The sequence below is a fragment of the Flavobacterium sp. NRK F10 genome (assembly GCF_024054235.1).
GTDB lineage: Bacteria > Bacteroidota > Bacteroidia > Flavobacteriales > Flavobacteriaceae > Flavobacterium > Flavobacterium sediminis.
Genome location: NZ_JAMXLC010000001.1, coordinates 2242323 through 2256392, shown reverse-complemented (window position 1 = coordinate 2256392; position 14070 = coordinate 2242323). Strand labels below are relative to the sequence as shown.

9 protein-coding genes are annotated in these 14070 nt (G+C 32.6%); 1 reads left to right on the top strand and 8 read right to left on the bottom strand.

Features of this window, described 5'->3' with window-relative positions:
- The 3 genes from NHF50_RS10185 to NHF50_RS10175 all read right to left on the bottom strand — a co-directional run.
- Window positions 1-5226, bottom strand: a 5226-nt coding sequence (locus NHF50_RS10185) for a LamG-like jellyroll fold domain-containing protein (RefSeq protein WP_252776239.1), incomplete at its 3' end; no start/stop codon positions are given.
- Between the two features lie 61 nt (window positions 5227-5287).
- Complete coding sequence (locus NHF50_RS10180) at window positions 5288-5980, bottom strand: LytTR family DNA-binding domain-containing protein (protein ID WP_252776237.1); 693 nt, start codon at window positions 5978-5980, stop codon at window positions 5288-5290.
- 2 nt (window positions 5981-5982) lie between these two features.
- Window positions 5983-7671: a sensor histidine kinase gene (locus NHF50_RS10175; protein ID WP_252776235.1), complete on the bottom strand. Its 1689-nt coding sequence runs from the start codon at window positions 7669-7671 to the stop codon at window positions 5983-5985.
- 666 nt (window positions 7672-8337) lie between these two features.
- Between NHF50_RS10175 and NHF50_RS10170 the strand changes: the two genes are divergently transcribed.
- A complete protein-coding gene (locus tag NHF50_RS10170) occupies window positions 8338-8853 on the top strand; it encodes a helix-turn-helix domain-containing protein (protein WP_252776233.1) in 516 nt (171 codons plus the stop codon).
- A gap of 332 nt (window positions 8854-9185) precedes the next feature.
- Here the strand turns inward: NHF50_RS10170 and NHF50_RS10165 are convergent, their stop codons facing one another.
- The 5 genes from NHF50_RS10165 to NHF50_RS10145 all read right to left on the bottom strand — a co-directional run bounded on the left by NHF50_RS10165 (window position 9186) and on the right by NHF50_RS10145 (window position 13864).
- Window positions 9186-9827 (bottom strand): response regulator transcription factor, encoded by a 642-nt coding sequence (locus NHF50_RS10165; RefSeq protein WP_252776232.1) that lies wholly within the window; start codon window positions 9825-9827, stop codon window positions 9186-9188.
- A complete protein-coding gene (locus NHF50_RS10160; RefSeq protein ID WP_252776229.1) occupies window positions 9820-11505 on the bottom strand; it encodes a HAMP domain-containing sensor histidine kinase in 1686 nt (561 codons plus the stop codon). The genes NHF50_RS10165 and NHF50_RS10160 overlap by 8 nt, the downstream gene beginning before the upstream one ends.
- Before the next feature lie 307 nt (window positions 11506-11812).
- Complete coding sequence (locus tag NHF50_RS10155) at window positions 11813-12184, bottom strand: response regulator (RefSeq protein WP_252776226.1); 372 nt, start codon at window positions 12182-12184, stop codon at window positions 11813-11815.
- 514 nt (window positions 12185-12698) lie between these two features.
- Window positions 12699-13013, bottom strand: coding sequence for a hypothetical protein (locus tag NHF50_RS10150; RefSeq protein ID WP_252776225.1), 315 nt, complete (start codon window positions 13011-13013; stop codon window positions 12699-12701).
- A 53-nt stretch (window positions 13014-13066) separates the two neighbouring features.
- Complete coding sequence (locus NHF50_RS10145; RefSeq protein ID WP_252776223.1) at window positions 13067-13864, bottom strand: tail fiber protein; 798 nt, start codon at window positions 13862-13864, stop codon at window positions 13067-13069.
- Window positions 13865-14070: the final 206 nt, after the last annotated feature.

Here is a 14070-nt window from a genome sequence, read left to right as displayed (position 1 = left end):
AATTATTCTATATGAGTTTACTTTCCCTGAATTGTTTACCTTAAGTAAATAAACACCATTAGCATAATTTGTAACATCAATTGAGTTAACTCCAATATGAATATTTTCCTTTTTAATCATTTTACCTACTAAATCGAATACTTCAATTTGAACTTCTTCTTTAGTATTAATTGTGAAAATACCCGTTGAAGGATTAGGATAAATTTTAAAACTATTAACATCAAAGTTTGAAGTACTTAAAGTAGTTACATCTACATTCACAGGAACACGATTACTCGCCGAAGCTTCTGTAATTCTTTTTATAGCATTATTTCCTGAGTCAGCTACTACAATTTTTCCATCCGCTTGAATGGTTACTCCATTAGGATAACTATATGCTCCGTAAGCTAAAATTTCAATGTTGCTTCCGTCAGCATTCATACGCTTTATAGCATTATTCCCATAATCAGCCACCACAATTTTACCATCAGATTGAATGGTAACTCCAAAAGGCATAGAAAAACCACTACCTAAAGTTTCTATATTACTTCCATCAGAATCCATACGCTTTATAGTGCTATTTCCAAAACCAGCTATTATAATTTTACCATCAGCTTGAATAGCTACTCCAGTTGGGCTACTAAATCCACTGCCTAAAACTTCAATATTACCACCATCAGAATCCATGCGTTTTATAGCATTATTAAAAGTATCTGCCACCACAATTTTTCCATCAGTTTGAATAGCTACTCCAGAAGGACCATTAAACCCACTACCTAAAGTTACTATATTACTTGCATCAGAATCCATGCGTTTTATAGCGTCATTAAACTTGTCAGCTACTACAATTTTTCCATCTGATTGAATAGCTACTCCTGTAGGATTATTAAATCCACTACCTAAAGTTTCTATATTATTACCATCAAAATCCATGCGTTTTACTGTGTTATTACCACTGTCAACAGCCACAATTTTTCCATCTGTTTGAATAGCTACTCCACTAGGATAATTAAATCCACTACCTAAAGTTTCAATACCAGTAGCTGTTTGTTGCTCTACATAATAAACACCGTTAGCTAATACATCGGTACCAGGTAAAGCGGTTCCTCCTGTGGCATTTGCAAACCATTGTGCTGTAGCTCCTGTACTTGGTGTGGTAACTAAATCAGCAACTGTACTTGTCGGAGGTAGTGTTTGTGTATTATCTGAAATTCGTTTAACGGTTACCGCTAATCTATCAGTACTTTCAACGCCTCCAACAGTTTGTGAAGCATAGGCAGTTCCATTATCTAACAAAGAAATTGTAGGAGCTAAAACCATACCTCCAGATGGAGAATCGTACCAAGTAATAGTACTACCTGTTACTTGTATATCGGCAATGGTTTTATCATCGCCAGTATAAACTTGCGTTGTCCAAGTGGTTGTAGGTGCGGCAGGACTAGATATGGCTACATTTACAGGAACACGATTACTTGTTGAAGCTTCTGTAATTCTTTTAATTGCATTATTATTAGTATCCGCAACCACAATTTTACCATCAGTTTGAATAGCTACTCCATAAGGACCAAGGAATCCACTGCCTAAAGTTACCATATTAGTACCATCTGCATCCATTCTCTTAATTACAGTATCAAAAGTATCTGCCACCACAATTTTACCATCAGCTTGTATGGCTACTCCACTTGGGTTACTGAATCCACTGGCTAATGTCACTATATTAGTGCCATCTGCATTCATTCGTTTTATTGCACCATTACCCGAATCAGCCACCACAATTTTACCATCAGCTTGTATGGCTACTCCATAAGGGAAATTAAATCCACTACCTAAAGCTACCATATTAGTGCCATCTGCATCCATACGCTTTATTGTGCCATTACCTACATCAGCCACTACAATTTTACCATCGGTTTGTATGGCTACTCCAGCAGGTTGAGAAAACCCACTACCTAATGTCACCATATTAGTGCCATCTGCGTCCATTCTCTTAATTGCATTATTATAAGCATCCGCAACCACAATTTTACCATCAGTTTGAATAACTACTCCAAAAGCTAAATTAAATCCACTAGCTAATGTTACCATATTAGTGCCATCAGCATCCATTCGTTTTATTACACCATTACCCGCATCAGCCACTACAATTTTACCATCGGCTTGTATGGCTACTCCATAAGGAGCAGAAAACCCACTACCTAATGTTTCAACACTAGTAACTGTTTGTTGTTCCACATAATAAACGCCATTTGTTAACACATCGGTACCTGCTAAAGCAGTTCCTCCTGTAGCATTTGCAAACCATTGTGCCGTTGTTCCTGTACTTGGTGTGGTAACTAAATCAGCAACTGTACTCGCCGGAGGTAGTGTTTGTGTATTATCTGAAATTCGTTTAACGGTTACCGCTAATCTGTCAGTACTTTCAACGCCTCCAACAGTTTGTGAAGCATAGGCAGTTCCATTATCTAACAAAGAAATTGTAGGAGCTAAAACCATACCTCCAGTTGGAGAATCATACCAAGTAATAGTACTACCTGTTACTTGTATATCGGCAATGGTTTTATCATCGCCTGTATAAACTTGCGTTGTCCAAGTGGTTGTAGGTGCGGCAGGACTAGAAATTGCTACATTTACAGGAACACGGTTACTTATTGAAGCTTCTGTAATTCTCTTAATTACACTATTTCCATAATCAGCCACTACAATTTTACTATCAGTTTGAATAGCTACTCCAAAAGGAGAATTAAGTCCACTACCTAAAGTTACCATATTAGTTCCATCGGAATCCATTCTCGTGATTGCATCATTATAAGTATCCACAACCACAATTTTACCATCAGCTTGAATAGCTACTCCGACAGGAATAACGAATCCACTTCCTAATATTTCAATGTTAGTACCATCGGAATCCATTCTCTTAATTGCATTATTATAAGAATCCGCCACCACAATTTTACCATCGACTTGAATGGTTACTCCACGAGGAGAATCAAATCCACTACCTAATGTCACCATATTAGTACCATTTGCATCCATTCTCTTGATTGTATTATCCCCATAATTAGCTACTACAATTTTACCATCGGCTTGAATAGCTACTCCAAAAGGAGCATTAAATCCACTACCTAAAGTTACAATATTAGTTCCATCAGCATCCATACGTTTTATAGCATTATTACCAGGATCAGCCACTACAATTTTACCATCCACTTGAATCGCTACTCCAGCTGGATAACTGAATCCACTACCTAATGTTTCAATATTAGTTCCATCAGCATCCATACGTTTTATAGCATTATTACCTCTATCTGCTATAACAATTTTACCATCAGCTTGAATAGCTACACCATAAGGATTATTAAATCCACTTCCTAAATTTTCAATAGTAGTTACTGTTTGTTGTTCTACGTAATAAACACCATTAGTTAACACATCGGTACTTGCTAAAGCAGTTCCTCCTGTAGCATTTGCAAACCATTGTGCTGTAGCTCCTGCACTTGGTGTGGTAACTAAATTGGCAACTGTACTTGCCGGCGGTAGTGTTTGTGTATTATCTGAAATTCGTTTAACGGTTACCGCTAATCTATAAGTGCTTTCAACGCCTCCAACAGTTTGTGAAGCATAATAAATGGTTTGATCAACTAATAAAGTAGTAGTTGGTAAAACCATGCCTCCAGTTGGAGAATCGTACCAAGTAATAGTACTACCTGTTACTTGTATATCGGCAATGGTTTTATCATCGCCTGTATAAACTTGTGTTGTCCAAGTGGTTGTAGGTGCTGCAGTACTAGTACTAGCAGCATTTACTGTAACTACAATTTCAACCCTATCACTTTCGCAGCCATTACTGTTTGTACTTGAAACCCAATATGATGTTGAGCCAACTGTTGCAGTCGAAGGGGTTGGTGCAGTTGTAGAACCTGTTCCTCCAGTTGCTGAAGTGTACCAAAGTAGGTCAGTTCCACCAGTAGTAGCCGTTAAAGGTGATGCAGTATCACCTTGAGTATATGTTACAGGAGTCATTGCTGTCGGAGCTGCTGGAATTGTTGAACCAGTTGTAACAGGCGAACCTGCTAACCAGTTTGAAATTGCTCCGTTTAAAGCAAAATTGGATAATGTTCCGTTATTTGCATTGGTAGTAATATCATTTAAAGTGGTTAAACCAGCATTATTTGCTTGGTCAAAACCTTGGTTAAACTGATAATACGCTACTAAACCTGTTTCATTTCCTTGTAATTCACAATTCTTTGAAGCATTTATTTGATCGATTGTTCTAGCTGTGTTCCAAATACGAACTTCATCCATATTTCCGGTGTAGTTTCTTCCTGACATTTGAAGATTTTTACCTATTGAAACTGCGTATCCAGAATTGTTAATATTTGCTGTTCCTGCTAATTGGCTTTCCAAAGAACCGTCAATATATATTTTTGCAAAAGTGCCATCATAAGTTACGGCAACATGATGCCAATTCCCATCAGTAACAGAAGATGTCGAGAAAAAATCAGCAAATGCATTTGTACCTGTAAAAGCAACTGTACCAGTTGATGTTAATGCTACCCTCCAACTATTATCTCCTTTAACAACTAAAGCATCCCATTGTTCTGGCATTACATTAGAGTTCACCCAAAATTCTACCGTCATTTGATTGGTAAAATCAAAATTACTTTCGTTTGATAATGTAATATAATCATCTACACCATCAAAGTTTAGATGCGTTGCTGGAGTAGGTAAATTAACAAATGTTTTAAACCATAAACTATAAAAATTAAATGGAAATTCACTTAAATAGAAAAGCCCATTTGTATAATCGGGACCGATTCCATTACCTGTACCTTGAACACCTACAGATCCTGATGTACCTCTTAAATCTATAGTATACATATTTCCGCTTGTTATTGGAACTACTGAAGACAACACAATTTCTAATTCATCATAATTGTTTGTTGCGGGAGCTGTAGCTATTGAAAATGTAGTGGTATTTAAAACAGTTCCGCCATATCCATTCCCATCAATAATTCTCAATTGAAAATCTCCAGCAACAAATACTCCCGAGTTTCCAACTCTAATATTGATTTGTGATAAATCTCCAGTCATACCAGCGGTAAAGGATTGTCCAACACCTTCAGTAGATGAAACATTAAACGAAACTCCGCTAAAACTTAAAGGCGCATTTTCTTGATCTAAGGTTTGGCTAAAGCCAAAAAAGCTTATAAAAAATAATAAAATTGAATAAAAATACTTTTGTTTCATAATTAAAATAATAGTTAATGAAACAAAAGTATTTATCTACTTAACACAGATAATTAAAATGTTATGAGTGACCATTTTTTGTATGTGAATGACCATTAATGTCGTTTTTATATCTTCTGGAAATTTTTAATTCTTCATTATTTATAAAAACACTAGATGCCGTTCTCTTTTCAATTTTGGTCTTATTTATTAAAATAGAACGATGTATTTTACAAAATTTATTTTGATCTAATAGCTCATTTAAACTTTCTAATGATTGTCTTAAAGAATATGTTTTTGAATGAGTATGTAAGTCTATGTAATTTCCATCGCTTTTTATATAAAAAATATCATCATATAAAATTTTAATTTCTTCAAAACCATCTTTTATCATTATAAAATTAGTCTTTATTTTTTCTATTGCTAAATGTATTGCAGCCAATAAATCAATCTTTTTTATTGGTTTTGTTAAATACGAAATTGGAGCTGTTGTAATTGCTTTCTTTATTGTTTCAGAATCTTGCTGAGCAGTAACATAAATAATTTGTGCTTCTATATTTTTATTTTCTGCCAGTTTTATTCCTGTATCTTTTCCGTTTACATTAATATCCATTAATATAATTTCAGGCTTAAATACTTTTATTTTATCTTGAGCTTCTTCACTATCGTTTGCGGTTTCCAATTTTGTAAATCCAATTTCTGATAATATATCTGAAATATAATCGGAAATTAAAATTTCATCTTCAACAATTAAAATTTTTTTAGACAAATCCATAATTAGATAGGTTTATTAAATGAGAAAGAAAATCCATTTATCGTATCAATAGTATAATTTACCTTAATTTGTCGACACATTTTTATAACTAGTTTGGGGTACAATGTTTTTCCTATACTATTTTTTCCATTATCGGAATAAAAAAAGTGTAGTTGATTCTCTTGGCTATTTAGATTAAAAGTTATTTTTTTAGTTTCTTGTTCATCTGGAAAAGCATGTTTAATCGAATTGATAAATAATTCTGTTATCATCAAACCAAAATACATCGCAAGATTAGTATCTATCTGTTGTGATTCCACTTTAAAATCAATTTTAATATTATTTTCTATAAATAACTCAATAAAATTTGATTGAATTTCAGTTAAATAGTCAGCAATGTTAATTTCCCGTTTGTTTTCAGATTTGTACAAATGTCTATGTAACGTTGAAATGGATTCTACTTTCGATAAAATTTTTTTAAAACTTGATGTATTTGCATCTTCACTCTTTTTTAATTCTTCAGATATTAAAATTATTATGAGTTGTAAATTATTATTAATTCTATGATTCGCTTCACTTAATAAAAATTCATTCTCAGTAGAAAGCTTATCTAACTCTTTATTTTTGAAATTTATTTTTCGATTATAAAACCCTAAAACTATTAAACCTATTACTACCAATAATACAACCAGTAGAAAAAGTTTTTGATTATTTTCGGCATTTACCAGCTTTTCATTGTTAAGCTTTAATTCACTTTTATTTTGTTCAACAATATTTTTTAATTCTAAATCTTTAATGTATTGGCTTGTTTTAAAACGTTCCAATTCAAGTTGTTTTTCATGAGCTTTTTTTTGATATGAATAAGCACTTTCAAAATCGTTAGTCATAGCAAATAATGCCATCAAAAAATCATAAAGCCTATACGTTTGAAAAACATCGCTGTTTAAATCGATAACATTTTCTGCTTCTTTAAGAACTTTAATGGCACTGTTATAGTCGCCCTCTTTTGTTAGATAATATCTTGCGTAATTTATACTATTATCAACAAAAGGAGAAATTAAATTATTTTCTTTTGAATATTGATGTGCTCTTTGATAATATTCTAAACCTAGTTTAGCATCAATTCGATACTCATAAACTTGGGCAATTTCATTTAAAGTATATGCTACAACTTCTTTATTTTTTAAATTTGGTTCTAGTCTTAAAATTTCCTCTGCGGTATTAAAAATAATTTGAATTGTATCTTTGTTAGTTCCGTTAAATTCGTTAAAACAAGACATTCTCCTGTTTAAATAATAAGCAAATATCTCTAAATTTTTAATCTCACTCTTATTCTTTTTTACAAAGAATTCAGCATTACTTAAAATATTATGATTTAAACTTTTAGAATGAGTATGCCTAGTCATTTCCATTTTTAAAGCATAAATTAAAAGAATACTATCTGCAATATTACTTTTGTAAATTTTCTTTTCCGCTACATCTAAATAGTAAAAACTACTATCTGTTTTTCCGATTTTTTTTAAAATTTTTGAATATGTTATATCGTATTTTGCACTATAATCTTGATTGTTTTTTATGGCTCTACTTAAAAACAATCGAGCAGAATCTAACCTATTCCTACTCAACAAACTAACTGATTTCTTATACAAACTATCAGATTGAGCAATTGTAAAATTAAAGGCTAAGAAAACAAATAATAGCAGGTAGCGCATTTTAGGTCTTTTTTTTCTTTTTTCTTGTTGCAGGAAACACCAATTGCTATTTTTTACATTTCCATCTCATTTCTTCCGAATCTGGATTTAAAAATGGTTCTCCTTTATAGTTTAATAACCAATTCCCTTTGTAATCTTTCATTAATATTTAAAGCTACTCTACTAGTTTTTAAATTGTTTTGCTAAATTCAATATTATACAAAAAACAGAATTGGCTTTAGTAAAAATGTTGAAAGCAAAAATATAAATATTTCGAATTTCATACTTCCAAATGTAAACAAAATTTGTAAAATGAAATTTGAGATTAATCACCTTATATTTAAACACTTAAAAATTAATTTTTCATAATTATATATTTGCCCAAAAAGCCGGCTAAACGCAAAATTCAAAAGCTATAAGTTTCAAATTAGATGAAGAAGCTATAAAAGAATAAAACATAAATTTTAGGAAATAAAAACCTTACTCTTTTAAATGGTTGGAGCTTTTTATTATTTAATAATTGATTTAGAATTAACATAATCCACTATTTTATAATAATCTTCTAAGAATTGGATATGCAAATAAAAAAACAAAACACTACATCTTTTGTAGCATTAAACTAAAAATAAATAAAATGCTACAAACAGCGTAGCGAAACAAAATTTTCCTTTATTTTGGCTACAAAAAATGAAAAAGGAATCTATCAGCAAAACATTAGGTATCACACAAGAAGAATTAGCCGGGTTGCTTCAAGTGAGCCGTAGTCTGATTTCTTCATATGAAATAGGCAAGCGTAATTTACCGGTTCACGCCAAAACAAAGCTTAGCAGAATGCTTCAAGCTGTAAAAAACAAAATCGGCAAAATTACTGATCACAGTCTTGAATCTATACTATCAGAAAGCGATCCAGAAAATTTAATAACGGAACTTATACAAGCAAATCAATACAAACAATTAATAGCCGAAAAGAAATTAAAGGCTGTAATCATTAAAAACAACAGGAAGATCGCAAAATCTCATCTTATAGATTTTCTTAAAAATGAAAATTTTAATTCCAAACTCATCAGATCTTTAGAAGATCATTCAACTCAAACACTTAAAACTGATCTCATAAAAACAATCTTAAAACTACAAATACAAAAAGAAGTTTTACAACAAGAAGAAAAAATCCTGAAAAGATATCTCAAAAAATATAGAAACTAAACTCGCCATTTTTTAGACTCTTTTTTAATTAGAATATCGGGTAAATTCTCCTTTGACCTTTATTTTAATGGTACTATACCATAACTATGGCTCACTTTTAGAGACAACTGATTAAAACCTCTGTAAACTTAGTACTTGTTTTACACCAAATATTTCTTTTGTACCTCCACTCAGAGAGCAATACTTTGCGCTTACGACAACTAAAAAGCCACCGATTAAATCGATGGCTTTCCCCCCTACTATCTGGCAAACAATCCAATTCAAAGAATAGTTCATTTGCCTTAAAACCTGATATCTCTTATTCCTTTTTAACAAAAAACATACTTCTAAATTTAATCTTTATAAAACTTGAATATCTCTATTAATTCCGGTAGATTAGTGATTTCTAATTTTTGAAAAATTCTACTTTTTATGGTACTTATTGTACTTTGTTTTGTGTTTAAAATAGCTGCAATTTCCAAGTTGCCCTGCCCTTCCACCAAAAGTTTAGCAACTTCCATTTCTCTTGTTGATAATTCTTCTATAGGTAACAGGTTTTGTTTTTGTAAAAAAGCGTCCATGATCTTTTCCTGAAGGTCAGCGGATATATGCTTCCCTTTAATGACCATATTATTAAGTGCTGCTTTTACCTGATCTTCATTACTCAGTTTACTTAAAAAACCACAGGCTCCTGCTCTTAAAAAGCTTAAAGCATAAAAATCATCCTCATGTGCACTATAAACCAATACTTTTATTCCCGGTTTTTCTTTGATCAGATTAGAAACAAAGCTTAAGCTGCTTCCTTCCGGAAAGCTAATATCTATTATGACATAATTAATCGTTTGACTGTCCAAGATAGTACCGGCCTCCTCCAGTGAATTAGCTTGAAATATAACAGCTTCTAAAAACAGTTCTTGAATTATATACTCTAAACTCAACCGGATCAAAACATGATCATCTACGACTAAGAAATACTTTTTCTGAGATTTATTCATGATGTTCTTTTTTTAATGTTAGATTTACCTTAAACACTACACTCGTTCCTTTATTCTTTTTACTTTGAACACTAATAGTTCCGCTAAATAATTCCACGATCTCTTTGCATAAATTAAGTCCTAAACCCGCACCAAAGTTTTCAATTTCATCAGACAAAATGCCTTGATAATAAGGCTCAAAAATTTTCTCCAGATCTTCTTCCGATATCCCGACTCCTGTATCCTTCACCATGACCCGCAATTGAATGAGATCAGCATCAACCACTTCTGATCCGGTAAATACTAGTATTGTTCCCTTATTGGTAAATTTATTGGCATTACCCACAATATTTAAGAACAACTGCTGCAACTTTACTTTATCGGCAGTTACAATTATCCCGTCTTGAACTCCATTGTTTATATATAACTTATTACCGTTATTCTCTACTAAATGCCCCAAACTATTCAGAATCTCATCTAATTCCAATCGCAGATCAAAATCAAAATATTTCAATTGATTGCGCTGTTCCGGATCTTTTGTGTACTCTAAAAATTGATTTGCCTGAAGTAATAATGAAGACACTGTAAAATCAATAGCTTTTAAACTGGTCTTCTCTGCTTCTCCAACTGTGGTTTTCAATAGTTTTTGGGTTAGAATTGATATGATATGTAAAGGTGAACGCAACTCATGGCTTAAAATACCCAAAATCCGATTCTTAAATTTTAAATGTTTGGCACTCTCTATATTTATCCATTCTAATTTTTCTTCATAATCATAAGCTAACTTTGTGATGAATACAATTGACAGGGATAATAATAATAGTACAAATAAGATTATACTATAACGCAAAAACGTATTTTTATAGTGGTAATCTTCAGATTCTTTTTCCAATTGTGTTTCATAATCCACTAATACCGCATCATAAATAGCAAATAGATCTCTACTGGTTGATATGATCTCATTATTCCACGAGACCAGTGACTGACTGGAATCCAATAACTGATTATAATCTCTTTGTATCTCTTTTAAAATTCCGGAATAAAATAAATTTGATGTTTTGAAAGCAGTTGTCAATTGATCCTCTATGGATCCTTGTACCAATTCTTTACCATATTTTAGTGTGATTACTATGTCCATCTGCTCTTTTTGTATTGCTACTTTCCCTTTAAAAGCATCACCTAACCTATTGAAAAGACTTTTTTTAGCCACACTGTCAACTTTTAAAGATGTACTTACATCAATACTATTCAAAACATCTTTAAATTCATATTCCGGCAATACAAAATTAATCTTTGACACTCTATCCGGCTGCTGAGCACCAAGAATTCCCATGGCCTCTCTTAGTTTATCTCTTTTTAATTGTAAACTTTTTTTAAAGGACGGATCCGTATTGTCATGATCTGCAAATTGAGCTAATGAATCCAAATAAATATCCATCTCTTGTAAAGAGTTAAGATAACCATCATATTCTTCACTATGGGTTAGAAAATCATTAAAATTTGACTGTGATTTTAAAAAAGCTAAATAAGAATGCTTCAATAAAATCTCACGGTGTTTATTGGCTTTTAATTCTTGTGCTACAGCATTAATTTTCTGTTCATTAAACACTAAAAGAATTAATAATAGTAATAGAAATATAAAACATCCGAATAAAAAATAATGGATGTATTTTCTATTTCTTAAAAAAAATAGTAACATATTTATTTTAATAAAAGCTTTTTACTTATACTGGTTTTCTCATTCTGAAATATTTTTAATATCTCATGTGTCAGTTAATTTCGGAATCAATATCCGATTGTTATATAAATTAAAGTTAATCGTCATATAATTCATTTTAAAAATTAAACAGAATAACCGGGTACTGAGTAAAATAAAGTTCCCCCTTCGATCTTTATTTAAGTCCTCAGCCCCGATATATTCATAGATAGAAACACCCTGTTTTTATCATCTTTATCTTTGATCCTAATGATCGCTTCATGCACTTTTACGCTTCACATAAAAAATTTTACCCGTATTTAATATTTTGAAATATTTCTTCTTGCGAAGCTGTTTTTTTTAAAATTGTACAATTCCTGAATCCTTTCATGATCACTACAATCTCCTCTATATTCTCATAATCTGTAAATACAATAATCCTAATATAAGGTTCTACTTTCCTGATCTCAAAAAATGACCTAACATCTAATACTCCTTTATTATTGATCTCAAAAAAAATCAGATCAAATCTCTTTTTCTTCAAGGTTTGTATTGCTTCAACGCAATTCTGAACTGATGTTACTTCCAAATCTATTATCTCATGAAAAACTGCTCTCATTCCTATCGCATTTATCATTACAGGATCAATCATTAAAACGTTGCACACCAAGTCATTTTTCATAAACTCTTTTTTAAATTTATAGTAATGAAGGAGGTGTAAAAGGTAGCTGCCCCAAAACCAACCTTTTTGAAGTTTTCCCCTCCTTCATTTAGTAACTTTAAAATTCTTTTAATTCCTAAAATGTTACATTTCCATATTATTTTTTAAAACTGCCCGCAATCCTATACTTTCATCATTCCCAACATTATTACAAAACAGTACTTACAGAGGCATCCTTTTCTAAATCGTATAATAAAATGAAGGAGGTGCAAGAGGTCGCTGCCCCAAAACCAACCCTTAAAGTATATTCCCTCCTCCATTTGATAACTTCAATTCTTTCGACTCCTAAAATGTTACATTTCCATATTATTTTTTAAAACTGCCCGCAATCCTATACTTTCATCATTCCCAACATCATTACAAAAACAGTACTTATAGAGCATCCTTTTCTAAAATCTTGTAATAAAATGAAGGAGGTGTAAAGTCAGTTGCCCCAAAACCAACCTTTAAAGTATGCGCCCTCCTTCATTTAGCATCATAACACATTCGAATTTGCTAATAAATAGGTTTCAAATTGAGGAAAAGTATAAAATGAAAACTCTTGGGTTAAGCTCAATTTACCGATCAGGTAAGTACAGGTAACCACTAAAAAAATCTGACTTACTTTTTCACGAATAATTAAATAGTCTATAAAGTCATTCAGATCATTTACAATAAATATGATCCCATCGTTCACCTTTGCCTCCTGCGTAGAAGACGGAACAAGCGCAACGGTTGGTATCGCCACGATCGCACTCATTAGCTTAGTTACATAATAACCGGAAGAATCATATACGTGAATGGTTTTCATTTGTGCCTCAATTCAAAAAATCATTACACCATTTTACATGCAAAAACAGATCTTTAATATTTTATAATATAAGTAACTACAATATTGGCAGGACGTGTTTCACTGTCACCACCCCCGTCAACACTATGAGAATGTGCGCCATTAGTCGAGGTAGTTGATCCCCCCCAAGAATTTGAAAATCCACCATACGGTCCTTGACCTGCTACTATATTATTCCAACCAACATACCCTGTCCAGCTATGATAATGATCCCCAGTTGTATTTGTAGTAAATGGTGTGCTAGGAAGCTTCGTTGCATCTCCCTGTGTTGTTCCCTGTGTTGCAGCGGTGTAGGTAACTCCACCGATATCTTGTGTTCCGGAACCTCGCAGGAAAACACCATTGGCATTAGGCAGGTTGAACGTATTGATCCCGTCTCCGACTCCATAAGCGATCTGTACAGCAGCAAATAAGTCGGCATAAGTTGTACGGCTCACTTCACTACCGTCGCAAAGAAACCAGCCTGCCGGTGCTGTGGTTCCGGCATAGGCAACAATAGTTCCGGCAGGTACCGATCCGCTGCTACTGCTTACTGTTCCTACCTTTACCCACTGCGTTCCGTCAAAATAGTAATATCCTACTGTGGTAATATTCACTCTCTGTCCCAGTGCATCTCCTCCGGAAGCATCTGTGATGTAAATTAATACTCCTTTCTGGTCTGCTCCATAAAGTGCATTTCCTTTAGCCGTAAGTTCTGCTCTGGTAAGTCTCGGGGCTTGTATGCCGTCGATTGCGTTTATATCCGTTGGCTTCCCGTTAACATCTAAAGTCGATTTAGGGTCAGTTGTTTGAAGCCCTGTTTGCGCGTTCATAACAATACTTGTTAATAGTATTGTTAGTATGTAAACTATTTTTTTCATTCTTTACCTGATTAAGTGTTAGTCTTTGTCTTATTCGTTGTTAATTCATTGAAAAGCAAATGCTAATTATTAATTTTTTACTACAATAAATTCACTACGTCTGTTTTGTTGGTGTTGTGCTTCTGTTTGATAATCGCATGTTGTTAATCATACGTTTG